At 70.5% G+C, this 24633-nt stretch carries 28 protein-coding genes; all 28 read right to left on the bottom strand.

The window, feature by feature from the left end:
- Positions 1 to 21: 21 nt before the first annotated feature.
- Entirely contained in the window at positions 22 to 1680 is a 1659-nt protein-coding gene (locus B7K23_RS04200; RefSeq protein ID WP_143338074.1) for a hypothetical protein, read from the bottom strand.
- Positions 1658 to 3709: a flagellar biosynthesis protein FlhA gene (flhA, locus tag B7K23_RS04195; RefSeq protein ID WP_143338192.1), complete on the bottom strand. Its 2052-nt coding sequence runs from the start codon at positions 3707 to 3709 to the stop codon at positions 1658 to 1660. Before flhA ends, B7K23_RS04200 begins: the two co-directional genes overlap by 23 nt.
- A gap of 103 nt (positions 3710 to 3812) precedes the next feature.
- Entirely contained in the window at positions 3813 to 4916 is a 1104-nt protein-coding gene (locus B7K23_RS04190; RefSeq protein ID WP_084125137.1) for a flagellar biosynthesis protein FlhB, read from the bottom strand.
- Positions 4913 to 5698 (bottom strand): flagellar biosynthetic protein FliR, encoded by a 786-nt coding sequence (locus B7K23_RS04185; protein ID WP_084125136.1) that lies wholly within the window; start codon positions 5696 to 5698, stop codon positions 4913 to 4915. Before B7K23_RS04185 ends, B7K23_RS04190 begins: the two co-directional genes overlap by 4 nt.
- A gap of 1 nt (position 5699) precedes the next feature.
- On the bottom strand, positions 5700 to 5972 hold the full coding sequence (gene fliQ / locus B7K23_RS04180; protein ID WP_084125135.1) for a flagellar biosynthesis protein FliQ: 273 nt from the start codon (positions 5970 to 5972) through the stop codon (positions 5700 to 5702).
- Complete coding sequence (fliP, locus tag B7K23_RS04175) at positions 5972 to 6808, bottom strand: flagellar type III secretion system pore protein FliP (protein WP_084125134.1); 837 nt, start codon at positions 6806 to 6808, stop codon at positions 5972 to 5974. The genes fliQ and fliP overlap by 1 nt, the downstream gene beginning before the upstream one ends.
- Positions 6805 to 7320, bottom strand: coding sequence for a flagellar biosynthetic protein FliO (locus B7K23_RS04170; RefSeq protein ID WP_084125133.1), 516 nt, complete (start codon positions 7318 to 7320; stop codon positions 6805 to 6807). The genes fliP and B7K23_RS04170 overlap by 4 nt, the downstream gene beginning before the upstream one ends.
- A 2-nt stretch (positions 7321 to 7322) precedes the next feature.
- Entirely contained in the window at positions 7323 to 8045 is a 723-nt protein-coding gene (gene fliN / locus B7K23_RS04165) for a flagellar motor switch protein FliN (RefSeq protein ID WP_084125132.1), read from the bottom strand.
- Complete coding sequence (locus B7K23_RS04160; RefSeq protein ID WP_143338073.1) at positions 8042 to 8965, bottom strand: flagellar motor switch protein FliM; 924 nt, start codon at positions 8963 to 8965, stop codon at positions 8042 to 8044. The genes fliN and B7K23_RS04160 overlap by 4 nt, the downstream gene beginning before the upstream one ends.
- A gap of 180 nt (positions 8966 to 9145) precedes the next feature.
- The gene (locus tag B7K23_RS04155) at positions 9146 to 9715 is read right to left on the bottom strand and encodes a flagellar basal body-associated FliL family protein (RefSeq protein WP_084125130.1); all 570 of its coding nucleotides are present in this window, start codon (positions 9713 to 9715) and stop codon (positions 9146 to 9148) included.
- Entirely contained in the window at positions 9712 to 10623 is a 912-nt protein-coding gene (locus tag B7K23_RS04150) for a flagellar motor protein MotB (protein WP_084125129.1), read from the bottom strand. The genes B7K23_RS04155 and B7K23_RS04150 overlap by 4 nt, the downstream gene beginning before the upstream one ends.
- Entirely contained in the window at positions 10620 to 11390 is a 771-nt protein-coding gene (locus B7K23_RS04145; protein ID WP_084125128.1) for a flagellar motor protein, read from the bottom strand. Before B7K23_RS04145 ends, B7K23_RS04150 begins: the two co-directional genes overlap by 4 nt.
- Positions 11390 to 11671 (bottom strand): flagellar FlbD family protein, encoded by a 282-nt coding sequence (locus B7K23_RS04140; RefSeq protein WP_084125127.1) that lies wholly within the window; start codon positions 11669 to 11671, stop codon positions 11390 to 11392. The genes B7K23_RS04145 and B7K23_RS04140 overlap by 1 nt, the downstream gene beginning before the upstream one ends.
- A 311-nt stretch (positions 11672 to 11982) precedes the next feature.
- Entirely contained in the window at positions 11983 to 13191 is a 1209-nt protein-coding gene (locus B7K23_RS04135; RefSeq protein WP_084125126.1) for a flagellar hook protein FlgE, read from the bottom strand.
- Between the two features lie 30 nt (positions 13192 to 13221).
- Positions 13222 to 13710, bottom strand: a complete 489-nt coding sequence (locus B7K23_RS04130; protein ID WP_084125125.1) for a flagellar hook capping FlgD N-terminal domain-containing protein — start codon at positions 13708 to 13710, stop codon at positions 13222 to 13224.
- A gap of 11 nt (positions 13711 to 13721) precedes the next feature.
- Positions 13722 to 15194, bottom strand: a complete 1473-nt coding sequence (locus B7K23_RS15655; RefSeq protein ID WP_084125124.1) for a flagellar hook-length control protein FliK — start codon at positions 15192 to 15194, stop codon at positions 13722 to 13724.
- Positions 15191 to 15649 (bottom strand): flagellar FliJ family protein, encoded by a 459-nt coding sequence (locus B7K23_RS04120; RefSeq protein ID WP_084125123.1) that lies wholly within the window; start codon positions 15647 to 15649, stop codon positions 15191 to 15193. The genes B7K23_RS15655 and B7K23_RS04120 overlap by 4 nt, the downstream gene beginning before the upstream one ends.
- The gene (locus tag B7K23_RS04115; protein ID WP_084125122.1) at positions 15649 to 17004 is read right to left on the bottom strand and encodes a FliI/YscN family ATPase; all 1356 of its coding nucleotides are present in this window, start codon (positions 17002 to 17004) and stop codon (positions 15649 to 15651) included. Before B7K23_RS04115 ends, B7K23_RS04120 begins: the two co-directional genes overlap by 1 nt.
- The gene (locus B7K23_RS04110) at positions 17001 to 17636 is read right to left on the bottom strand and encodes a FliH/SctL family protein (protein ID WP_084125121.1); all 636 of its coding nucleotides are present in this window, start codon (positions 17634 to 17636) and stop codon (positions 17001 to 17003) included. Before B7K23_RS04110 ends, B7K23_RS04115 begins: the two co-directional genes overlap by 4 nt.
- Entirely contained in the window at positions 17626 to 18630 is a 1005-nt protein-coding gene (gene fliG / locus B7K23_RS04105) for a flagellar motor switch protein FliG (protein ID WP_084125120.1), read from the bottom strand. The genes B7K23_RS04110 and fliG overlap by 11 nt, the downstream gene beginning before the upstream one ends.
- Complete coding sequence (fliF, locus tag B7K23_RS04100) at positions 18630 to 20261, bottom strand: flagellar basal-body MS-ring/collar protein FliF (protein WP_084125119.1); 1632 nt, start codon at positions 20259 to 20261, stop codon at positions 18630 to 18632. Before fliF ends, fliG begins: the two co-directional genes overlap by 1 nt.
- A gap of 1 nt (position 20262) precedes the next feature.
- Entirely contained in the window at positions 20263 to 20592 is a 330-nt protein-coding gene (gene fliE / locus B7K23_RS04095) for a flagellar hook-basal body complex protein FliE (protein ID WP_084125118.1), read from the bottom strand.
- Complete coding sequence (locus tag B7K23_RS04090) at positions 20592 to 20999, bottom strand: flagellar basal body rod protein FlgC (RefSeq protein WP_084125117.1); 408 nt, start codon at positions 20997 to 20999, stop codon at positions 20592 to 20594. The genes fliE and B7K23_RS04090 overlap by 1 nt, the downstream gene beginning before the upstream one ends.
- Entirely contained in the window at positions 20999 to 21340 is a 342-nt protein-coding gene (locus tag B7K23_RS04085) for a flagellar basal body protein (protein WP_084125116.1), read from the bottom strand. The genes B7K23_RS04090 and B7K23_RS04085 overlap by 1 nt, the downstream gene beginning before the upstream one ends.
- Before the next feature lie 229 nt (positions 21341 to 21569).
- Positions 21570 to 22160 (bottom strand): hypothetical protein, encoded by a 591-nt coding sequence (locus B7K23_RS04080; RefSeq protein WP_084125115.1) that lies wholly within the window; start codon positions 22158 to 22160, stop codon positions 21570 to 21572.
- Between the two features lie 202 nt (positions 22161 to 22362).
- On the bottom strand, positions 22363 to 22686 hold the full coding sequence (locus B7K23_RS04075) for a hypothetical protein (protein WP_084125114.1): 324 nt from the start codon (positions 22684 to 22686) through the stop codon (positions 22363 to 22365).
- A complete protein-coding gene (fliS, locus tag B7K23_RS04070; protein WP_084125113.1) occupies positions 22683 to 23102 on the bottom strand; it encodes a flagellar export chaperone FliS in 420 nt (139 codons plus the stop codon). Before fliS ends, B7K23_RS04075 begins: the two co-directional genes overlap by 4 nt.
- Before the next feature lie 12 nt (positions 23103 to 23114).
- Positions 23115 to 24500: a flagellar filament capping protein FliD gene (gene fliD, locus B7K23_RS04065; protein WP_159451306.1), complete on the bottom strand. Its 1386-nt coding sequence runs from the start codon at positions 24498 to 24500 to the stop codon at positions 23115 to 23117.
- Between the last annotated feature and the right edge of the window lie 133 nt (positions 24501 to 24633).

Here is a 24633-nt window from a genome sequence, read left to right as displayed (position 1 = left end):
CGCGATCGAGGCGTGCGCGGCTCAGCGGTGCGCGGCGATCCGTTCGGCGAGCAGCGCTCCCCACACCGTGGGCGAGGCCGGAAGACCGTCCATCCAGGCGACCGGGAGCTCCGCGTCGAGGAGCGAGGCGGGCGCCTGCGACCGGCCGACGCCGACCGCCGCGATCGCATCCACGTGGGCGCCCACAGCGAGCGGCTCCATCGCGGCCGCGACCCCGTGGGCCTCGCCCGCGTCGACGGCGAACCACGTGGCGTCGGCCTCGAAGGCTGAGAGCAGCGGGGTCGCCGCGATCGCGCCGCGACGGCCCGGCGCGATGCCGAGCGCGACCACGACCGGCAGACCCTCGGAGGCGGCCTCCTCCGCACGAGCACGAGCGGCGCGCGCCGCCGCCTCAGTGCGGATGCGGCGCCCGTGGCCCCTGATCGCCTCGCATTCGCCCGCGAGCGCGACCGACTGGTCGGGCAGACCCATCCACGACGCGACCTGGCGCGCGACCGCGAGCGCACGGTCGGGCGCGCCGGTGACGACGAGCAGCTCGCCGGGCTCGAGTCGACGCTGCGTCGGCGCCCCGAGGCGCGCGACCATCTCGAGCAGCGGCACCCTGTCGGACAGCGCAACGCGATTGCCCAGCAGGCGCGGCGGGACGCCGAGCGCGAGCAGGTCAGCGGCCGTCGGTCCGACCTCGACCGCGTCCATGAGGTCGCTCTGCACGCCCCAGCGGTGGAGCACGACGTTGGCGGTCGTGTTCTCCGCCGCCTCGACGCGTGCGGCAGCCTCGCGGCGCGCGGTCGCGCGGGCGGAGGCCTTGCTGGCCGCGTGGGCGGCAGCCGCGGGGCGGACAGACGGCGCTGCGGGCTGCTCAGCGGGCTGCTCGGCGACGGGCTGCTCGACCGGAGCAGCCGAATCAGGCGACGCGACCGGGGCCTGCTCACGAGATGCGGGGACAGGGGACGCGGGCGTCAACGGCGACTCGGGCTCGAGCTCGGGGACGATGAGGCGCTCCGACGCGGACTCGTCGCCACCGGAGGCGGCGAAGGGAGCGAAGGTCGAGGGCTCGGGCTCGTCGGCAGAGGGCACGTCGATCGCCGGCCCGGCCGGGTCCGCCTCGACTGCGCCGACCGCACCCTCGACGGGGGTCGGCTCTGCCGCGGGCTCCGGCGCCTGGCGGGGGTTCACGACGCGCGCGGTCGGATCGGCGGCGGGGAAGGCTGCGGGGACGAAGGTGCGCGGTTCCTGCACGGAAGGAAGGTCCTCGGGGGCGGCCGTGCCGACCGCCTCGTCGAGCGCACGCTCGAACGCGCGCGCCGCCTCCGAAGGCTGCGAGGTCGCGGGCTGCGCGCCCTCGACCGGGAAAGCCTGATGCGCGCCCGCGGGCCTGGCGGTGCCGAGCATCTCCGCGCGCAGCGCCTCGGCATCGGCGATCTCCGCCGCGATCTGGGGTGACATCCGATCCGAGTCCTCGATCACGGGTCGCGTCGAGGAGGGACCGGCCTCGACCGCGAGCGCGGTGTCGGGCACCTCGAGCGTGAGCTCGTAGATCTCCTTCGCGAAGAAGCCCATGACGCCTCCGCTGCGCACGCGCTCGGCGCGCACGACGGTGACATGCGGGCCGTACTGCTCCCGCGCCTGCACGAGCAGCTCGTGCGGGTCGGCACCCTCAAGATGCAATCGCTGCGGCATCGCTCACGACTCCCACCGTCTCGACCTGCACCGAAGCGCCGGTCACCTCTGTATAGGAAAGAACAACCACGTGCGGGATGGCAAGGGCGAGCGTGCGGCGCAGCGCCGGGCGGAGGATCGGCGCGCACACGACGACGGCCTCGAGGCCCGCCTTCTCGACATCGTCCAGGCGCTTGCGGGCCGACTGGATGAGCCGCTCGAGGCGATCAGGATCGACCGCGAGCTGCGTGCCGTCGTCGCCCGGGCGCCGCGCCTCGACGAGCTGCTGCTCGAGCAGCGGCTCGAGCGTGAGCACGCGCAGCACGCCGTCCTGCGCGTGCGGCGCCGCGACGGCCGGACCGAGCGCGCCGCGCGCGGCCTCGATGAGCCCCTCCGGGTCGGTCGACACCTTCGCGCGCAGGCTCAGACCCTCGAAGAGGCGCGGCAGGTCGCGGATCGAGACCCGCTCCGCAAGAAGGCCCTGGAGAACCCGCTGCACCTCGCCGAGCGACAGCAGCGACGGCACGAGCTCGTCGACCACGGCCGGGTTGACCTGCTTGACGCCGTCCACGAGGACGCGCACGTCCTCGCGGGTCAGCAGGCGCGGCGCGTTGTCGGTGATGATCTGGCCGAGGTGGGTGACGAGGACCGAGACGCGGTCGACGACGGTCGCTCCCGCCAGCTCGGCCTGCGCTCGCGCCTGCATCGGCACCCACTTGCCCATGAGCCCGAACACCGGTTCACGGACGGACTCGCCTGCGAACTGCTCCAGGTGGTCGCCGAGCGCGAGGAGGCGGCCGACGGGCGCCTCGCCCCGCGCGACCTCGACGCCACCGATGCGGACCACATAGGTCGAGCGCGGCAGGTCCACCGAGTCGCGCGTGCGGACCGGCGGGATGACGATGCCGAGCTCCATCGCGATCTTGCGGCGCAGGCCCTTGACGCGCGCGAGCAGGTCCTGATCCGATCCGGTGCCGACCAGGTCGACGAGGTCGGGAGCGAGCTGGATCTCGAGCGCGTGGACGCGCATCTGCTCCATGATCGCCTCGGGCGAGTCGGGACCGGGTCCCTCGGGCGCCTGTGGGGCGGCGACCTCCTGCGAGGCCCCTGCCTTCTGCTTCGCGCCGACGCGCTGACCGATGATCAGCAGCCCGATGCCGAGCACGAGGAACGGCGGCTTCGGCATGCCGGGCACGAGGGCGAGCAGCACCGAGGCGCCGCCCGCGATCATGAGGGCGGTGCGCGACTGGGTGAGCTGGCGGCTGGCCGCGCTTCCCATGTCCTCGTTCGCGGTCGCGCGGGTGACGATGATGCCTGTCGAGACCGAGAGCAGCAGCGCCGGGATCTGCGAGACCAGGCCGTCGCCGATCGTGAGCATCGAGAACGTCTCGAGCGCGTCGCCCGGCTCCATGCCCATCTGGAGCATGCCGACGCCGAACCCGCCCAGCAGGTTGATGACGGTGATGATGATGCCGGCGATCGCGTCGCCCTTGACGAACTTCGAGCCACCGTCCATGGCGCCGTAGAAGTCAGCCTCCGCCGCGATATCCGCGCGACGCTGGCGCGCCGTGGCCTCGTCGATGAGACCCGCGTTGAGGTCCGCATCGATCGCCATCTGCTTGCCGGGCATGGCGTCGAGCGTGAAGCGCGCGCCGACCTCGGCCACGCGCCCCGCGCCGTTGGTGATGACCGCGAACTGGATGATCACGAGGATGAGGAAGATGACCAGGCCGATGATGATGGAGCCGCCCACGACGAAGTGGCCGAACGCCCCGATCACCTCGCCCGCGTAGCCGTCCCGCAGCACCAGGCGCGTCGAGGCGACGTTGAGACCGAGTCGGAACAGCGTCAGCACCAGGAGCAGCGACGGGAACACCGAGAAGTCGAGCGGGCGCTGCACGTACATCGACGTGAGCAGCACCACGAGCGAGAGCGCGATGTTGGTGACGATGAGGAAGTCGAGCAGCGCGGCCGGCAGGGGCACGACGAGCAGCAGGACGATGCCGACGACGCCGACCGGCACGGCGAACTGGGTCATCCGGTTCTTCATCATGGCTGGATCTCCTTGGTGGGGAGGAGGCGAGGCTCGTGCTTCGCCGAGACGATGCGGGCACCGAGGTCGGTGCCGACAGGGACGATGCGGCGGGACGCGGTCATGCGGCGACCTCCTCGGCGTGCGGGTTGCGGTGCATGCCGACGGCAGCACCGCGGCGGCGGAGCGCCATGACGAAGGCGAGGACCTTCGCGACGGCCGCGTACAGGTGCGGGGGGATCTCGTCGCCGATCTCGCACGCGGAGTGAAGCGCGCGGGCGAGCGGGATGTCCTGCACCATCGGGATCTTGTGGTCCTGGGCCTTCTCGCGGATCTTCGCCGCGATGTGGCCCGCACCCTTGGCGATGACGCGCGGTGCGCCCGTGCCCGGCTCGTACTTGAGCGCGACGGCCACGTGCGTGGGATTGACCATGACGACGTCCGCGTCGGCGATCGCCGCCATCATGCGGTTGCGGCTCATCGCCATCTGACGGGCCCGGCGCTGGCCCTTGATGTGCGGGTCGCCCTCAGCGGCCTTGTGCTCGTTCTTGATCTCCTGCTTGGACATGCGCGTCTGCTTGCGGTTCCGCTTCATGATCACGAACATGTCGAGCCCCGCGAGCACCAGGCCCGCGACCACGGCGGTGACCACGAGGTCCTTGACCCCGTCGGCCGCCATGCCGAGCATCGTGCTGTAGGAGTGCACCCCCGAGCCCAGCATGAGCGGCACCAGGCCCTGCACGACGATCCAGAGGACCGTGCCGATGGCCGCCGCCTTGAGCGCAGCCTTGATGCCGTTCCACCAGGCCTCCTTGCCGAAGATCTTCTTGAAGCCGTTCTTCGGGTTGAAGTGATCGAACTTCGGCTTGAGCTTCTTCGGCGCGAAGTGAAGTCCCCCCTGCGCGACGGTCGCGACCACGGCCGCGAGAGCGACGACGGCGAGCAGCGGAAGCATGGTGAGGATCACCGACGCGAGCCCGTCCTGGAAGGCCTCGAGCGCCACCAGCTCCTCGGGGGACGACGCGATCGACTGCAGAGCGACGAGCTGCTCGGTGGCGGCGTCCTGGGCATGGCTGATGACGAAGGGCATCATGAGCACCGCCGAGCCGACCACGACCCACGCGTTCATGTCCGAGGAGCGCTGGAGCGCGCCGTCGCGGCGCAGCTCCTTCATCCGCTTCGGTGTGGCCTTCTCGGTCTTCTCGCCCGACTGGTCCCCGCTCACGACGTGCCACCCAGGATCATGGACACCGCATCGTCCGTGAGAGAGCTGATGATCTGCGGGAGCGCGAGGAAGGCGATCGAGCCCAGCGTGAGCGTGAGCAGGATCTTGAGCGGGAAGCCGAGCGCGAAGGCGTTGAGCGCGGGGGCGACGCGGGTGAGGAGACCGAGGCCGACGTCAGCGAGGAACAGGACGACGACGAGCGGGCCCGCGATCTGCAGCGCCGCGACCATGAGCTGCGCGAGCCCGTCCGTCATGAGCTCCGCCATGACCGACAGCGAGGGCGCGACGCCGATGGGGAGCACGTCGAAGGTGCGCACCATCCCGGCGATCATCAGCTGGTGTGCGTCGGAGGCGAACAGCAGCGCGAGCGCCGTCATCGAGTAGAACTTCCCGAACACCGAGGACTGAGAGCCGGACACCGGGTCGTATGCGGATGCCATCTGGAAGCCGCCCATGACGTCGATCAGGGAGCCGGCGGTCTCGACAGCGGCGAACACGAGCTTGACCATGAAGCCGAGCGCGAGGCCGATGAAGGCCTGGAGGACGAGCGCGCCGACGAGCGCGCCGGGTGTCTCCTGCACCAGCAGCGCGCCGGGCACCGTGTCGGCCGCCGCGGTGACGCGGGGCATCGCGGCGAGCGCGATGCCGATGCCGATCGCCGCCTTGACCGAGCCGGGGAACTGCTTGACGTTGAACGGGGGCGCGATCATCAGGAACGCGACGAGCCTCACGCCCGCGAGCATGAGCGTCTCCACGAACGCGAGATCGAAGGTCAGGTTCATGTCAGCTGGCCAGGAGCGTGGGGATCTGGTCGAACAGCTCGTTCGTGAAGGCGACGGACTCCGCGATCATCCAGTGGCCCGCGACGAACAGCGCGATGGCGACCGCGATGGCCTTGGGCACGAACGACAGCGTCACCTCCTGGATCTGGGTGACCGACTGGAACAGCGAGACGGCGAAGCCGACGGTGAGCGCGGTGATGAGCATCGGCGCGGAGAGCTTGGCGGCGAGGATCAACGCGTCGAGGCCGATGTCGAGAACCGTGTTGGTATCCATCAGCCGTAGCTCCCGATCAGCGAGGTGATGATGAGCGTCCAGCCGTCGACGAGCACGAACAGCAGCAGCTTGAACGGCAGCGACACCATGACGGGCGGCAGCATCATCATTCCCATGGACATCAGCGCGCCCGAGACGACCAGGTCGATCACCAGGAAGGGGATGAAGATGACGAAGGCGATGATGAAGGCGGCCCGCAGCTCGGAGAGCATGAAAGCCGGCATGAGCGTCGTCATCGAGACCTCGTCGCGCGACGCGGGGTTCTCCGCGTCGGCGGCGCGGGTCATGAGCGCGATGTCGGACTCACGGGTGTTGTCGAGCATGAAGTCGCGCAGCGGGACGACGCCCGCGTCCAGCGCGTCCGTGAACGTGAGCTCGCCCGCGAGGTACGGCTGCACACCGAGCTCGTTGATCTCCCCCAGGATGGGGCTCATCACGAAGAGCGACAGGAACAGGGCGAGGCCCGCGAGCACCTGGGTGGGCGGCGTTCCCTGAAGGCCGAGGGCGTTGCGGGTCATCGCGAGCACCACGAAGATCTTCGTGAAGCTCGTGGTCATGAGCAGCAGCGATGGCGCGACCGAGAGCAGCGTGATGGCGAGGAGGACGACGATCGAGCTCGAGGGGGTGCCGTCGACGCCGTAGACGTCGACGGAGACTCCGGTGCCGCCCACCGCGGGGACGGCGGGGTCGGAGGGGGCCACAGGGTCCGCGGGCTCAGTGGCGGCGTGCGCGGATCCTCCGAAGCCGACGACGAGGAAGGCGGTGAGGAGCAGCGCAGCGGCCACCGAGATCCGGCGTGCGAGAGACGACCGGGCCCCGGAAGGTGCGGGGATCATGGACGGCGAACGGTCCGTTCTTGCACCGTCGCCACCGCCTGGCGCCAGGTGTCCGGCGCGAGGATCGATCCTTCGAGGGGCGAACGCTGCCGTCGCGCGTCGGCCGTCCGGGCCGACGTCGAACGGTCAGGGACAGGGGACGCCTCGGGCACGGGCGACGCGCCGACGACGCGCAGCTCGGCCAGGGGGACGTCCCGATCGGCGAATTCAGCGATGTCGAGACCGACACGCTCCTCGCCTGAGGTGCTGGCGGGATCCGCGAGCTGGATCTCGCCTGCGTCGTGAAGCAGGGTGATGCCCTGGTCGGTGTATCCGACCACGAGGCGCCGGCCGGAGGCCTCGACCATGGCGATGCCCGAGCGGCGCCCGAGCTGCTGGCGACCGACGATCGCCAGGCCCTCGCGACGGCGCGTGCTCGCGGTGGCCCGCATGCGGCGGCTCATCCACCACAGCAGACCCAGCACGGCGGCCAGCGAGAGGCCGACGCGCAGCACGAGCAGGAGCGTGTCCATGGTCAGTTGGTCTCCTCGTCCGTGACGATCTCGGTGACGCGGATGCCGTACTCCTCGTCGACGACGACGACCTCGCCGCGCGCGACGAGGCGACCGTTGACCATGACGTCGGCGGGGGCGCCCGCGCCGCGGTCGAGCTCGAGGACGGTGCCGGGAACCAGGTCGAGGACCTGGCGCATCGGAAGTCGGGTGCGGCCGATCTCGGCGGTGAGCACGAGCTCGACATCGCGGAGCATCTTCATGCGCGCGTGCTGGTCGACCGGCGCGGCGGGCGCGGCGGCCGGGCTCGGCGCAGGCGCCTGGGTGCGGTTGACGCGGACGCGGATGCCGAACCAGGCCTGCGGCGCGCCGTCGGCGTCCACGAGGACGAACGAGTCGGTGTCGGGGTCGACGAGCGCGTCGCCGAGCGTCTCCTCGATCGCGGTGTCGAGGACGCCGGCCCCGAGAGTCGAGGCGGCCGCGTCGAGCGCGGGACGCAGGATGTCGGCGGCGACGACGCCGGCTCCCGCGCCCGCGAGCGCCTCGGCCACGGCCTCCTGCGCGACGAGCACGAGGTCCGCGCTCGTCGAGCCGACGAAGTGCGCGCGGATCGACGGGGTGTCGGCGGCCGGCGCCTGGCCGGGGCCGAGCGGCACCGCGGTCAGCGGGGTCTCGGTGGGGAGCTGCTGGACGAGCAGCTCTGCCGCCTGCTGGGCGAGCGCGGCGGCGGGGGCGGTGGCGGTCATGCTTCCTCCTGGTTGGACACGACGAGACACGCGACGCGGGTGCCGTTGGCCCCGATCGCTGCCTTGGCGAGAACTGCGTCATCGACGGTGACGTCGAGCGGGGTGCTCACGCCGTGGCGGAGCGGGATCACGGTGCCGATCTCGAGCGCGGCGACCTCACCGGCGCTGAAGTCCCGGGCGGCGAACCGCACCGAGACGGGAAGCGGCACCTCCTCCATGCGGGCGGTGAGCTGGCTGACGGCAAGGTCGTGGGCGCGCTGCTCCTCGAGCGTGCGGCCGCTCTTCTCGTCCGCGGACCGGAGCGCGGCGACGACGGGCTCCGCCATGAGCATGAGCGTGAGGGGCGCCTCGATGTCCCCGAGGGCCATGCGGTAGTGCGCGATGAGCACGGGGTCCTTGGCGCCGGCGAGCTGCATGAAGCTGGGGCTGTAGCGCACGCCCTTGAGGGAGAAGCTGAGGGGCGCGATCGAGCGCGCGGCGTTGCTGAGCTCGTTGCACGCGTAGGTGATCATGTCGCTCAGGAGCGTCCATTCGATCTCGGTGAGCTCGCGGAACGGCATGCCGAGGTCGGCGGGGGGACCGCCCAGGAGGCAGTCGACGAGCGTCATCGTGAGGCCCGTGGGGATCTCGAGCAGCGCGGGGGTGCGGCTGGGCTCGAACTGGAGGATGTTGCCCGTGGTCGACGATGGCAGCGTCTCGATGTACGCGTCGTAGCCCGTGAGCTCAAGCCGGTCGAGGTCGACGGTGGTGAGCACGCCGACGCGCGAGCTCAGCACGGTGCCCCACTGGCGCGCGAAGTTCTGCAGCGAGACCTCGAGGGCCCTGGTGTGCTCACGCGTGAGCGTCATCGGCTGCGAGAAGTCGTACAGCTCGGGCGTGCCCGAGCCGCGTTCCCGCCGCGATCGTTCCGTTCCAGTCACGCCGCCCACATCGTCCCCGGGCCCCTCGGCGTGAGGGTTCCGGGCACTCGAAGACGACTTCTGTGCCTGGAATGTGACGAACTCCGCGCGAGCGACGGGTCTCGGGCGCGCTCCGAGCGGCGCGGTCGCATCGTCCCTGGACGACGGTCCCGCGCTTCGCTTGCCCGCGAGCCCGCGCGGCTACTGGGTGACGAAGTCCGTGTAGTAGACCCCGATCACCTCGCCCTCGTAGATCTCCTCGAGCGTCTCGGCGAGGTGCTCCTTGAGGCTCTCGCGGTACTCCTCGTCCGCGAGGTCGTCGATCGTCTGGCCCGAGAAGAGCGCGATCGCGGCGTCGAGCGCCTTGGCCTCGCCGATGTCGCCGTGCGCCGCGGCCTCCTCGCTCAGATCGAGCCCGAGCCCGAGCCGCAGGTAGTGGCCGTTGTCCAGGTTGATCGAGATCGACTCGACCACCTGCACGCCGCCGGACGCGACCTCTTCCTCCTCCGCGACGACCTCCTCGGTCGCTGCCTCGTCCGTGGACGCGTCGGCCGACGCGGCGCCGGGCCCCATGAGGAACCAGTACGCGCCCGCGAGGATCACGACGATCAACAGGCCGATGATGATGGCGAGCAGGCGGCTCTTGCCGCCGCCGCCCTTGCCGCCGCCCTTGCCGTTGGTCTCCTCGGGCTCGGGCGCGCTCGGCTGCGGACGGGAGCCGATCTTGGGCTTGCCCGGCGCCATGATGCGCGGTTCCTGCTGGGTGGTCATAGCTCCCCCATCTCCTTGATGCGGAGCTCAGCCAGCGCGGACTGCAGCTCCTCGTGCGTGGTGGTCCCGTCGGCGATCGCGTCGGCGATCTCCGGGATCATGGCGCGGATCTCCTCCGACGACGGCGACTCGACGACGATCTCGACGCGACGGTTCGCCTCGAGGGCCTCGTCCGAGTCCCCCTTGATCAGCGGGCGCGCATCGCCGTAACCGGTGGCCGAGATCTGCGCGGGGTCGACGTCGCCCTTCTCGACGAACCGGCGCAGCACCTCGACCGCACGGGCCGCCGACAGCTCCCAGTTCGTCGCGTACCGGGACGAGGGGATGACGTTCGCATGGCCCTCGATCGAGATCTGTCGTGACTGCTTCCTGAGCGGAGCGGACAGGGCGCTCACGACCTTGCGGGCGCGCTCCGTCATCGTCGCGTCGTCCGGGGCGAAGAACACCTTCGAGCCGACGAGGCCGATCACGAGGCCGCGCTCGTCGATGAGGAAGGACACGTTCGCATCCAGACCCTTCGCGTCGAGCGTCGACTGGAGCCGCTCCTCGATCGCGTGGAGGTCCTCGTACTCGGCGGCGGCCTCGAGGTAGGAGGGGTCGAGCGTCTCACCCTCCTCCTCGTCGTCGACGCTCTGCTCGCTCTCGTTGGCGACGGAGGAGAAGTCGGGGGCGACCTGGTAGGACTCGAGCCCCTCGAGCGCGCCGGTCGAGCCCACGAGGACGACGGAGCCGTCCTTCCCGAAGCCGGCGGCGAGCGACTCGCGCAGCGCCTCGAACTTGGCCTCGTCGACCTGGGAGATCGCGTAGAGCACGATGAACAGGGCGACGAGCACGGTCATCATGTCGGCGTAGGACACGGCCCAGCGCTCGTGGTTCTCGTGCTCCTCCTCCTCATGCTTGCGACTCATGCCGCCTCCTTCGCGGCCTTCTTGGCCGCGGGCACGAGGGCGCGCAGGCGCTGGCCGACGGAGCGCGGGTTCGCGCCGGCCTGGATGGCGAGGAGGCCCTCCATCGCCATCTCCTTCTGCTGCGCCTCGAGCTCGGAGATCCGCTTGACGCGGGACGAGATCGGGAGCCAGATGAGGTTGGCGGAGAGCAGGCCCCACAGGGTCGCGACGAAGGCCGCGGCGATCATGTGGCCGAGCGTCTCGGGCTGGTCCAGGTTCTCGAGGACGTGGACCAGGGAGACGACGGTGCCGATGATGCCGATCGTAGGCGCGAAGCCGCCCATGTCGGCGAAGACCTTGGCGACGGCCTTGTCCTGCGCCTTCTTGCCGTCGATCTGCGCCTCCATCACGGCGCGCAGGTCCTCGGGGTCGGTGCCGTCGATCGCGGACTGAAGCCCGTCCTTGATGAAGTCGTCGTCGATCTCGCGGGTCGCGTCCTCGAGCGCGAGAAGGCCCTCGCGACGCGCGCGGTCGGCGAGCGACACGACCAGGTCGACAGTCTCGTGCGGGTCCTTCTCCTTGTACAGGAGGTAGCTGCCGAGGCTCGTGAACGCCCCGATGAATCCCTTGAGGGTCGTGGTCGCGAGACCGGCGCCGATCGTGCCGCCGATGACGAGCATCATCGGGGCGGGCAGCACCACGGACATCGGCGACGAGCCCTCGAGGAAGATCGAGGTGATGACGGCCGCGAAGGCGAGGCCGATGCCGATGAGGGTTGCGACGTCCATCAGTCGACCTCGGGCGTGACGTGCAGGCGGGGCCGGGAGTCGATCCCGGTGACGCTCGCGACCGCGGCGTTCGGCTCGCTGTCCGCCATCTCGATCGCGAGGGCGACGACTCCGGCACGGTGCTCCTGCACGATCCGGGTGAGGGACGCGAGGTCCTCGGCGACCAGCAGCTTGGTGCCATCGACAAGGGTGACGACCGTGTCCGGCGTCGACTCGGCACGCTCGATGAGGTCCGGGTTGACGGCAAACGGGTGTCCGTTGAGGCGCGTCAAGGTAATCACGATTCACCATCCCTGGCAGTTCAGCGGGCCCATCCGTGAGCCCGGTTACATGTCTCTCATCGGTCGGGGAACCTTTGATGTGAGCGAAGCACCTGGCGCGAGCGCGACGGAACCGTCACACCTCGAGTGGGAGGCCGCGCGTGCGAAGGCGCAGGTAAGGCGCCGTGCCCCGCGCGACGGGACCGGCGCATCGTCCCGGCGGCCGCATCGTCCCGGCCCGAGCCCCGACGCACTGCGGCCCGCCCTGCGGGACCGGGACGGGGTCCTGCGGGGCGGGCCGCGACGCGTGAGGGTGCAGCGCCGAAGAGCGACTACCTCTTGAGGTTGACGAGCTCCTCGAGCACCGAGTCGGAGGTCGTGATGATGCGCGAGTTCGCCTGGAAGCCGCGCTGCGCGACGATCAGGTTCGTGAACTCGGCCGAGAGGTCGACGTTGGACATCTCGAGGGAGCCGCTCGTGAGAGAGCCGCGTGCGCCCGTGCCCGCGACGCCGACCTGCGCGTCGCCCGAGTTCACGGTCGCGGCGTAGGTCGAGCTTCCCGTGGTCTCGAGGCCGTCCGGGTTGGTGAAGCTCGCGAGCGCGATCTGGCCGATCGCCTGCTTGAGGCCGTTCGAGAAGGTGCCCATGATCGTGCCGTCCGCGTTGACCGCGAACGACTGCAGGTTGCCGGCCGCCTGGCCGTCCTGGTCCGACGCCGCGATCGTCTCGAGCTCGGCGTAGCCCGTGAGGTCGTCGAGGTTGAGCGTGATCGCCTCCGTGCCGACCGCGGCATCCGCCGCGAGGGTCGGCAGCGTCACGGTGTCGATCGAGCCGTCGGTGTTGAAGCTGATGGAACCGGTGCCGCTCGCGGTGGTGCCGTCCACATCGGCCGTGATGTCCCAGTCGCCGGTCGCCGTGTTGACGAACTGCAGCGTGAGGGTGTGCGTGCCGCCCGACGCGTCGTACACGTCGATCTGGCGGGTGTAGGTGTCCCCCACCTCGGCATCGCTCGGGAGGTTGCCGCTGAAGACCGCCTCGGTCGTCGCCGTCGCTCCCATGAGCGTGTTGACCGGCAGCGTGAGGTCGGACAGCGCGTCGTTGGTGTCGACGGTGCCCGTGGCATCGGCGGCCCAGCCCTGGACGAACGAGCCGTCGGCGGTCACGAGGCGCCCGAGCGAGTCGAACGAGAACGCGCCCGAGCGGGTGTAGAGCTGCTCGCCGCCGTTGGACACCACGAAGAACCCGTCACCGGAGATCATCATGTCCGTCGACACGTTGGTGAGCTGCGAGGCGCCCTGCTGGAAGTTGGTGGAGATGCCGGCGACCTTGACTCCCAGGCCGATCTGGGCCGGGTTAGTGCCACCCGCCGTCTCGGTGGCGGCGCCCGCGTTGGTGAGCACCTGGGACAGGGTGTCCTGGAACTGCACGGACGAGGACTTGAAGCCCGTGGTGTTGACGTTCGCGATGTTGTTGCCGGTGACGTCGAGCATGGTCTGGTGCGCGCGCAGTCCGGAGATGCCGGCGAAGAGTGAGCGGAGCATGGTCTTCCTTCTTTCTTGTGATCCGCGCGACTACGCGTCGGTGGTGTCGGTGGACGAGTCGGTCGACTCGGTGTCGGTGGAGTCTGCGGTGGACGCTGCGGCGTCGACGGAGAGGATCTCGTCCAGCGTCACCTCGACGCCGTCCACGCTGATGACGGGGACCGAGTCCGCGTAGGACGCGCCGGTGGCCTCGCCTGTGACGATGTCGCCCTCAGAGTCGTAGTAGCTGACCTCCTTGCCGACCAGGTCGGCTGCGGCCATGCGCATCGTGAGGGCGAACTGCTCCTGGATGGTCTCCGTCTGCGTGACGACCGCCTCCATCTGCGCCATCGCGATCTGCTGCGCCACCATCTCGCCGGTGTCCATCGGGTTCGACGGGTCCTGATTCGTGAGCTGGGTGACCAGCAGGGTCAGGAAGTCGTCGGAGTCGAGACTCGTCTCATCGGTCGCGACGGTGGTGCCCGTCGTCAGAGCGGAGGTGGTGGTGAGGCTCGTGGTCGTCACGTTCTCCACGGTCATGGCTGCTCCTGTCAGATCATCAGATCCACGCCGCCGGCATGCGTGCCGGACGTCATGGCGGTGGCGGGGGTGAGGGGCTGCGGTCCGTCGATGCGGATCGTGCTGGTGGGCTGCTGCGAGCCTCGGCGGCTGCCGAGTCCCGTGCCCTGATCGGCGAGCTCGCCCTGCGGGCCCTGCTCCGTGCCGAGGTCGAGGTCTGCCGTGAGGCCGGTTGCGGCGAGGTCGCGACGCAGGTCGCCGAGCGCCTGGCGCAGAGCCTCGCGCGACGCGTCGGACGCGCCGAACAGCTGGACGCTGACGCCGTCCTGCGTGATGTGGGCGACGACCTTGACCTGGCCGAACGTCTCGGGCGTGATCGACAGCGTCAGCACGTGCTCGCCCTGCGGCAGCTGCTTGAGCTGGGCGAGCTGCCCGGTCAGCTGGGTCGCGAGGGGCGGGGCGGCCTGGGCGGTCGAGGACGATGCCGAGGCGGACGATGCGGCCGCGGTCGCCGGGGTCACGGTCGCGGCGGGCGCGGCCACCTGGGTGCTCGAGGCGTCGGCCGAGGTCGTGGACGTGGTGGCCTGGGCCGCGGGGCGCACCTCGGCGTCCGGCTCGATGCTGCGGGCGATCGCCGCGTCGTCGGCCGCCTCGGTCGCGGTGGACATGGCCGAGGCGGGGGTCAGCGACGCGGGGCGCTGAGGCGCCTGCTCGCCCTGCGCGTCGGCGCTCTGCTCCCCCGTCGAGGAGAGGGACGTGGGGGCGCCCCCCTCCTCGACCGGCTGGGCGGAGTGGCTCGGGGAAGAGGCCTTCGGCGCGGCCTCGGCGCGGTCGCCCGCGCCAGCACGCGCGGCGGCGGGCTCGGCGCCGGTGCGCGAGGCCTCCGGGTCTGCCGAGGTCACCTCGGTCTGCGAGGCGGAGCCGTCCTCCGGCTGCGCCTCGGCGACGATGGCGCCGGTCTCGCCGTCGGCAGCCTCAGCAGCCGCGTCAGGCATGACGGCACCCGCGTCGGTCGACGCGGTCGCGGGCACCACGGGGCGCATGGCTGTCTGCTCGACGTTCACGGGCTTGTCGGCGGTGTCGGTGTCGTCGGCGTCGAGGGACTCGTCCACGCGCTCGTCCACTGGCTCGTCGACGGCGTCCGTCTCGAGGTCGTCCCGCGCGTCGGCCCGATCGGCATCGTCTGCACCCGAGGAGTCCTCGGCGCGATCCGCGGCGTCCGCGCGGCGCGCCTCGTCCTTGCGAGCAGCCTCGTTGCGGCGGGCGGCATCGGCCCTGCGGTCGGCGGCGTCCTCGCGGCGCGCGGCATCCTGACGCTGCGCGTCGTCGCGGCGCGCTGACGCCCGATCGGCGTCCCGCGCCTGCTGCGACCGGTCCGTCGTCGATGCCTGCTGCTGCGCGCTCTCGAGCTCGCGGGCGAAGTCAACCCCGTCCGAGGAGGCGCGGCCGGTCTGGCTCGTGCCGGATGCGGGCGTCGACGTAGTGGCGGCGATGAGATTCGTCATCGGTACTCGTCCTCCTTGATGGCGCCTCGCAGGGCGGCCTCGTCCAGGGCAAGCTGCTCCTCGGCGAGCTCCTCCGCGAGGACCTTCGCCTCGTGGCGCTCGCCGAGCTTCTCGATCATGGCGACGCGCATCCGCGCGTCGCCCCAGGTCTTGGTGGCCTCGTCGGCCGACGTCGTCGCCGCTTCGAGAGCGACCTCGAGGTCGGCGATGTGGGTCGCCGCGGCGGCACGCGTCGCGACGGCGGCGTGCCAGGCGCGGGTCGCACCAGCGGCCTGGCGCGAGCGCGACAGCCCGACCTCGTCGAACGTCACGGACGCGAGGCGGTCGGTCGCGTCGGCGACCGCCGTCGCGGCCGCGCGCCGGTGGCCGTTCGCGACCTCGAGCCGCGCTGCGGCGGACTCCTCCGCCAGACGGCGGGCCCTGAGCAGTCCCTCGAGGGGGAACCGGCGAGCCATCACGCCACCCCCAGCCTCGCGACGAGCGCCTTGAGCGCCGTCCACGACTCGTCGGAACGGATGATCTGATCGACGCTCTGACGCAGGAAGCCGTCGATCGCGTCGGCGTTGGCCACCGCCGCGTCGACCAGGCGGTTCGAGCCGGGCGAATACGCGCCGACGTCGAGCAGGTCCTGCGCGCGCTGACGCGCCGCGAGCACCTGCCGCAGCTGGAGCGCAAGCGTCTTCTGCTCGGCGCTCGTGACGCGTCCGGCGACGCGGGAGACCGATCCGAGGACGTCGATCGCCGGGTAATGGCCCGCGACGGCGAGGTCGCGGGACAGGACCACGTGACCGTCGAGGATCGATCGCGCGGCGTCGGCGATCGGCTCGTTGTGGTCGTCGCCGTCCACAAGAACCGTGTAGATGCCGGTCACGGAGCCGGTGGCGTCGGTGCCCGCGCGCTCGAGGAGCTGCGCGAGCATCGAGAAGGTCGAAGGCGGGTAGCCGCGCGTCGCGGGGGGCTCGCCCACCGACAGGCCGATCTCGCGCTGCGCCATCGCGACGCGCGTGAGGGAGTCCATCATGAGCACGGCATGCTGACCGCGCGAGCGCAGGTCCTCCGCGATGCGGGTCGCGACGAACGCGGCGCGCAGGCGGACCATCGCGGGCTGATCCGAGGTCGCCACGACGACGACGGAGCGCGCGAGGCCCTCGGGCCCAAGGTCGTCCTCGAGGAACTCGCGGACCTCGCGGCCCCGCTCGCCGATGAGCGCGATGACGCTCACCTCGGCGTCGGTGCCACGGGCGACCATGGACAGGAGCGACGACTTGCCGACGCCGGATCCCGCGAACAGACCGATGCGCTGGCCGCGTCCGACGGTCACGAGGGTGTCGAGCGCGGAGACCCCGAGACCGACGGGGGTGTCGACCCGCGCGCGCTGGAGGGCGTCGGGCGCGTCCGCAGACACGGGGACGCGCGTGAGGCCCTCGCCCACGAGCGGACCCTTGCCGTCCATCGGGCGGCCGAGTCCGTCGAGCACGCGGCCGAGGAGCTGGGGACCGGCGGGCACGGTGAGCGGGCTGCCGGTCGCGCGGGCGGCCATCCCGACGCGGAGGCCGTGCACGCCGCCGAGGGGCATGCAGCGCAGAGACTGCGGGGTGACGGCGACCACCTCGGCGACGGTGCCGCCGGCCTCGCCGGACTCGATCGACACGAGGTCGCCGACGGCGCCGGGAAGGCCGCACACCTCGATGGACAGGCCGACGATCGACGATACGGAGCCGATCATCTGCGGCGCCGCGGCGTCGAGGCCGCGCGCGAGGCGGGTCGCGTCGAAGGTCGGCGTCGCGCGGAGCTCGGTCAGGGCGGTCATGAGCGCGCCTCCTCGTCGAGCAGTGCATGCCGCGCACGGTCGAGCGCGGCGGACAGGCGGGCGTCGAGGACTCCGCCGTCGTAGTCGGTCATCGCGTCGCCTGGGCTCAGGCGCGCATCGGCCTTGAGCGCGACGCCCGCCGGGAGCGCGACGGCGCCGGAGTCGAGGATGCGCTGCGCGTGCTCGAGGTCGGCCGGGCTGAGACGGACCCGCGTGGGGTTCACGCCGTCCGGGAGCGACAGGGCACGGGTCAGAGCGCTGCGCGCCGACCCGGGTCCAGGCTGGAGCTCGTGACCGATCATCGCCTCGGTGAGCGCGAGAGCGGCCGAGTGGAGCGATCGCTCGGCGTCGTCGAGCACGGGAGCCGTACGGCGCTCCCACTGCGCGACCACGTCCGCGAGCGCTCCGATCGCACGGCGCATCGCCTCGTCCCTGTCCGCCTCGCGGCGCTCGTGGTCGGCGACGAGGCGCGCGCGCTCGGTGGCGCCGGCGGACGCCGCGGCGCGGGTGCCCGCGGCGTAGCCGGCGGCGTATCCCGCGGCGTGGCCCGCGGACTGCGCGGGGGCCGGGGAGTCGGACCGAGTCGAGATGGCGCTCGGCACGAAGGTGGAGACGCGAGTGTCAAGCGACATACTCGTCCTCCCCGTCGCGGCTGATCATGATCTCGCCGGACTCCTCGAGGCCGCGGATGACCTGGACGACGCTCGAGCGGGCCTCCTCGACCATCGACATGCGGACGGGGCCGAGCATGTCGATCTCGTCCACGAGGTTGTCGCGGGCGCGCTCCGACATGTTGCGAAGGATCTTGTCGCGCACCGCGTCCTCGGCTCCCTTGAGGGCCGTGGCGAGCGTCATGGTCTCGACGCCGCGCATCACCAGCTGGATGGCACGGTCCTCAAGCAGAGTGATGTCCGAGAAGACGAACATCAGCTGACGGATCTGGTCGGCGAGGTCCGAGTCCTTCTCGCTCAGGCCCTCAAGGATGAGCTTCTCCGTCGCAGCGTCGGCCTTGTTGATGATCTCGACGAGCGGCTGGACGCCCCCGACAGCAGTCATCTCACGCGCGGTCAGGAGGTTGGTCGCCTTACGCTTGAGCTGATCGGCCACCAGGTTGACCACGTCCGGAGACGCTCCGTCCATGAGGGCGATGCGGTGAGCGACGATCGCGCGGATGTCAGGCGCGAGGCCCGCCATGATCGCCGAGGCGTGCTCGGGACGCAGGTGCGCGAGCACCAGCGCGATGGTCTGCGGGTGCTCGCCGTTGAGGAGCGAGACGACCTGGCGCGCATCAGCATCCTTGAGGAACTCGAAGGGCTGCACCTGGATGCGGCTCTGCAGTCGCGCGAGAACCTCCGCCGCCCCCTCCGGCCCGAGCATCTCCTCGAGCAGCTTCTTGGCATAGGCCATGCCGCCCTCGGGGACGAATCCACCGCCAGCGTTGCGTCGGAACTCGTTGAGCACCTCCTTGAGGGTCTCGTCGTCGACGGACCGCATGCGGGTGATCTCCGTGGTGATCTGGTCGATCTCCTGCTCGTCCATCTGAGCCATCACGCCGGCGGCGGGGCCCTTGCCCATCTGGATGAGCACGAGCGCGGCCTTCTGGGTCCCTGTCAGCATCGCGGGCATCAGCGGCGCTCCGAACTGATCCAGCCGCGGAGGACGTCGGCCACCTCGGCCGGCTGCTCCTGGGCGAAAGCGGTGATCTCCTCGCGGATCGCCAGCGCGACCGAGTCGATGTCGGGCACGGGGGCCGCCTCAAGGGCGGCGAGACCCTCGTTGGCGGCCTCAGCGGACGCGGCGTCGATGAGGGCCTGCGACCGCGCGTCGAGCGCAGCCTGGGCCCGCGACTCGAGCTCCTCCACGGCCTCGAGGCTGAGCTGGACCCGCTCGTCCTTCTTCTTCTTGCGCGACCGGACCATGACGACGATCACGAAGATCAGGACGCCGAGGGCGATCAGCGAGTACTTGATGATCGTCTCGATCATCGACTGGGTCGCGGCGGCCTGAGAGGCTGCCGTGGCCTCCTCGATCGCGGCCGCGGCCTCCTCGGCCTGGGTCGTGTCGAACGCCATCGAGGACACCGACAGCACGTCACCGCGAGTCTCGTCGATGCCTGCGGCTGCCGCGACCATCGACTGCAGCGTCGCGTCGTCCACCGCGACCGCGGCGTCGGCGTTGGTGACGACGGAGACAGACTGACGACTCACGGTGCCGGGGGACGTCTCCGTGATCTCGGTGACCTTGTTGACCGCGTTGTTCTTGACCCAGGTCTCGTTCGTGTAGTCGCCGGCGCTCGCGGAGGCCGCGGGCACGGCGATGTTGTCGGGGCCGAGGACCCCGGTCTCGGAGTCGGAGCCGCTGCCGGAGTACTGCTCGATCGTGCCGGACTCGCTGAGCGGCTGGGCGCTCGGGTCCGAGCTGAACGTCTCGCTCGTGGTCTGCCGCTCGTCGTAGTCGAGCTCCGCGGTCACGGACACGACCGCGTTGCCCTCGCCGAGGACCTGGTCCAGCATCTGCTGCACATTGGAGGCGATCCGCTGCTCGTAGTCCGCGGTCGCGCTCGCCTGGAGGAGCGTCGAGTCCTCGGCTCCGACCGTCGACAGCACGTTGCCGTCGGCGTCGATCACTGCGACGTCCTCGGAGGCCATGCCCTCGATCGAGGCGGACACGAGGTTCGCGATCGCCTGCACGTTCTGGGTGCCGAGCGAGGCGCCTGCCGCGGTCTCGATGAAGACCGACGCGGTCGGTGCGGCCTCCTCGTCGGAGAACACCGTCTCCTCCGGAAGAGCAAGCTTGACCGAGGCGGTCTCGACGCCGTTCATGGCCTCGATGGTCGACGCGAGCTCACCCTCAAGGGCGCGCTGGTACGTGACCTGCTGCTGGAACTCCGAGCTCGTCATCGACATGTCGTCGAGCAGCGCGTAGCCGACGGCGGAGGTGGTCGTGAGACCGGCGGACGCGACGGCGAGGCGCGTGTCGTAAAGCTGCTCCTCGGGAACGAGGATGGTGCCGCCACCCGAGGTGAGCTCGTAGGTGACCCCGCTCGCCTCGAGCTGGGTGACGATCGCGGCCGCGTCGGTCGACGACAGGTTCGTGAACAGCGGGGCCATCGTCTGCTTGGTCGACTGGTTGAAGACCGCGACGCCCGCGATCGCGACGACGACCGCGAGCATCACGATGATGACCTTCTGGCCGAGCGACATGCCCTCGGCGGTCTGCTTGATCCGGTCCATGTAGCCGGTGATCTGCTTCGGCATGTCAGGCCTGCATGTTCATGATGGTCGTGAACGCCTCGACGGCCTTGTTCCTCACAGCGGAGACCAGCTCGAGCGTCACGGAGGCCTCCGTCGCGGCGATCGTGTACTGGTGCACATCCTCGAGGTCGCCCGTGACGGCCTGGACAGCGAGCGCATCCGCGTTCGACTGGAGACCCTGCACGTTCTCGACCGCCGATGCGAGCGAGCTCGCGAAGGCGCTGTCGGACTCGGCCGAACCGCTCACAGCGGAGGCCACGGCGCTCGTCAGGCCGCTCACATAGCCGGTGCCGCTGACACCGCTGGTGAGCGCGGAGACTGCCTCGATCGACATCAGTTCTTCCCAATCGTCAGAGCGGTCGTGTACATGTCCTTGGCCCGATCGACCACTGCCGCGTTCGCCTGGAAGCCGCGCTGGGCCATGATCAGCTGCGACATCTGGCTCGCCATGTCGATGTCGGGGTAGCGCACGTAGCCCTCCTCGTCGGCGAGGGGGTTGGTGGGCTCGTAGACAAGGCGGCCCTCGGCGTCGCCGAAGACGGCGCCCGAGACGTACGCGCCGCCGCTGTCGCCGCCCTCGTTGTCGATGGCGGTGACCTCGACGTAGCGAGCCTGGAAGGCAGCCTCATCCGTCGAGGTGACGGTGTTGACGTTGGAGATGTTGTCCGAGATCGCGTCGAGCCACTTGCGGTAGACGTTCATGCCGGAGCCAGCGATGCCGATCGCCGAGAAGGTCGTCATCAGGCGTTCCCGATCGCGCTGCGGATCGAGGAGAACTCCGCGGACATGGCCTGCGAGGCGAGCTGATACTTCAGCGTGGTGTCGGTGTTGGAGATCGTCTCGGTGTCGAGGTTGACGTTGTTGCCGTCCTCGCGCGTCGGCTCGAGCGAGAGCCCGACCGTCGCCTGGACCTGGCCGGAGCCGCCTTCGACGGCCTGTGCGAGCGCCTCCTCGAACTGCACCTTCCGCGCCTGGAAGTTCGGCGTCTGCACGTTGGCGATGTTGTCCGCGGTCGTGCGCTGACGCAACGAGAGCGCGTCGAGCGCTGAGGACATCGCGGTGAAGCTGACGGAGCCGAACATAGGCACGGATCCCCTCTCAAATCCGGGTGAGGAGGCCGATCCGTGGCCATGTCGTCGAGCGATCCGTGCTCGAGTGCCCCATCGTCAGTGCCGCCCCGCCGTGAAGGCTTTTGTTGAGCGATTTCGGCTCGGAGTGACAAACCTCACGCGCACCGCTGGCGCGACAGAGGCCGGGAGCGGTGCGCTCCCGGCCTCCGAGCCTTGACCCGCGAGGGTCCTGGACGATGCGTCAGGCGTCGACGTCGATCAGCAGGCCCTCCTCGGTGGCGGAGGCGGACGACGCGGCCTGGGCGGCGGCGAGCAGGTCGGCGAGGCTCGCTCCCGACTTCAGCTGGGAGACAAGGGTGTCGGCATCCATGTCGAGCGCCGAGGCGATCTCGGAGAGCGCGTCCTCCTGAGCGGAGGTCAGCGACTCGCCGAGCGCCCCGGTGGAACCGGGCGGGGGCATCGACCCGCCGGGGCCGCCGAGCCCGGTCTGGTTCACGAGGTTCTCGATCATCTCGTCGAAGTTGTCGGCGGACTGCATGTCCTCCGGCGCGCCGGCCGCGAGCGCCGCGGTGAGGTCGTCGACGGAGACGCCCTGCTCCTCGGCGAGGTCGGCAAGGCTCGAACCATCCTCGAGGGCCGCCATGACGTCCTCGACGTCCATGCCGAGCGCCTCGGCGGCGGTCTCAAGATAGCCGCCGCCCTCCGACGGCGGAGGCGGCGGAGTCCCCTGCACGGCCTGCGTCTGGGACGTGCTCGTGGAGGACGTGGACTGGGACGCGTACAGTTCGGCGAGCGCTGAGGCGCCGGAGCCGACGGATGAGATGGTCGACATTCGCTCTTCCTTCGTTCAGTTTTGGCATGCGAGCGGCGGCGGTGCCGGGCTCACGCGCCACATCGGCGGCACCGGGTGCCGCGCGAGGGGTTCTGCGCGAACTCTGAGCGTCCTCTGAGGAAGGGGGACTGGGAGTGCCGTGACACACGCGTGCGGAGGATCTCACTCCCCTCGCGGGCGTCGGCAGGAGCGAGCGAGAGCGTTAGGCAGGGGTGTCGATGTACACCGGGCGCGCCGGCGCGGAGACCTGCATGCGCGCAACGGCACGGTTGTGGCGGCGAGACTCGCGCGCGGCCTCGCCGAGCAGCTGGGAGACCTTCATCTGGCGATCGAGCAGCGTCCTCGCCCGCTCGACCATGCTCGCGGGGAGCGGCGGGAGCTGCGGCGGGACCCACGGCTTCTTCCGGAGCGCGACGTCCCTATGGTTCGACGTGAGCAGCAGCTCGGCCTGGGCGACATCGAGCTCGAGCTCCGTGAGCGTGCGCTCCCAGGCCGCGTCCCAGTCGGTGTCCGCCTCGGGGCTCATGCGACGCCCAGATCTCCGAGCGCCCGCTCCGGCGCGCTCTCCGCCGCATGCTGCGCGGCGCGCTGCCACGCCTCTGCGAGCGGGGCGACGAGCTCGCGGCAGGCGACGACCTTATCGGCGTCGCCGCGGATGTTCGCCTCCACCAGGGAGGTGGTGAGATAGGTGTAGAGCGCCAGGAGCTGGCGGCCGCCCTCCCAGGCATCCACGTCGAGGGTGCTCGCAAGCTCCGCGACGATGTCCTGAGCATGGGTCAGCTGCTCATGCGCCTTGTCTCGCTGGCCCTCCCGGAGCGCGATCTCACCTCGCTCGAGGTCGCGCAGCAGGCGCTCGTACAGCATGATCAGCAAGGTCGTCGGGCTCGCGGTCGTGACCGCGCTGTCGACGTAGCGGCTGCGGGCGTTGGCGTATCCGTTCATCGGCGATGTCTCCTACGAGCTCGAGGTCGAGAGGGACTCGATCATCTGCTCGATGTAGCTCTGCTGCGACTCGAGGGTCGCGAGCGCGGTCTCCATGGCGGTGAACTTCGCGTACAGGATCTCCTCGCGCTTCGCGAGCCTGTCGTCCCACGCGGAGATCCTGTCCGCGTAGTCGTCGATCTTGTTCTCCTGGCTCGTGATCTTGAGCGTCAGGGCTCCGGTCTTCGAGTCCGAGTAGCCCTCGGCGGCGGTCTGCACGCGAGCGGCGAGGGCCTGCATGAAGGCGGCGGTGCCGTCCGGGTCGGACTCGAGCGCCTCGGCGAACACGTCGGCGTCGAAGGTGAACGTGCCGTCGTCCTCGATCACGATGCCGTACTGCGACGGCGACTGACCGTCGATCGCGCCGCTCGCGGCCTGAACCAGGGCGTACTTGAGGTTGCGCGTGGTGGAGTCGAGGCCGAGGACGCCGGCGGACACGACGCTGTTGCCGTCGTCGTCCTCCTCCGTCGTGCTCGACGTGTAGGACTTGATGTCGGCGAGCACGGCATTGATCGCGTCGACGAGGCTCGAGGCGAGACCCTCGACCTCCTCGGCGTTCGTGTCGACGGTGATCGTCACCGAGTCGCCCGCCTCGACATCGTCGCCGAGCGTCACGTCGACGCCGGTCATGAGGTCGGAGAACGTGTTGGAGGACTGCGTGAACGTCGTCTCGGCCGCGGTACCCGCGTAGAGGGTGATGCTCGCGTCGGTCGCGTCGGTCACGACAGTCGAGTCGAGTCGAGCCGCGGTGCCGGCGGTGACCGCGGCCTCATCACCCACGTAGAGCTCGAAGGCCCCTTCGGTGCCCGTGGTGTCGGACGTGAACTGAAGTCTGTAGGTGGGGCTCGCCCCACCGGTGACCTGCACGAGCGTCGCGGTGACGCCCATATCGGAGTCGTTGATGGCCGCGGCCACGTCGGCGAGGCTGTTGGAGTCCGCCGTCACGGTCACGTACTCGCCGTCGGCGTTCTTCAGCGTGAGCGTCGGAGGGTCGTCGAGTCCGAGCGAGGCGCCGTCGGTCACCGCGTCGGTCAGCGACACCTGCTTGGCGGCGACCGCGGACACGGTGAAGGTGAGGGTTCCTGCGGTGGCCGTCGCGTCGGTGGATACCGTGACGGAATCCGACGAGGAGGTGGCGGTGTAGGCCGTCCAGTTGTCGGGGTCCGCGGCGGACTCTGCGGCGGTGGCGATCGCGGCGGTGCCCGTGTTGAGATCCTGAAGAGCCTCGAGCACCTCCTCGGCGTCGCTCTTCTTGTTCTCGAGCAGCACCTGCGGCTGCGCCTCGACCTCCATCAGCGCGGAGACGATCGACGACGTGTCGAGCCCCGAGATGATGCCATCGACTCCGAGAGTGGACATCGCTCCCTGCCTTTCGTGAGAGGTCGGTGATGACGCTGAACCGCTGGGGGCGCCGACAGCGGCGGCCGGGCTCATGCGAGCCCGGCCGACACCGTACGACGTCCGGGTCGGTCGCCCCCGACCGGATCAGGGG

The sequence above is a fragment of the Demequina sp. NBRC 110054 genome, from assembly GCF_002090115.1.
Lineage (GTDB): Bacteria > Actinomycetota > Actinomycetes > Actinomycetales > Demequinaceae > Demequina.
Note: the sequence above shows the minus strand (reverse complement) of the source record. Positions and strands in the feature narration are given on the sequence as shown.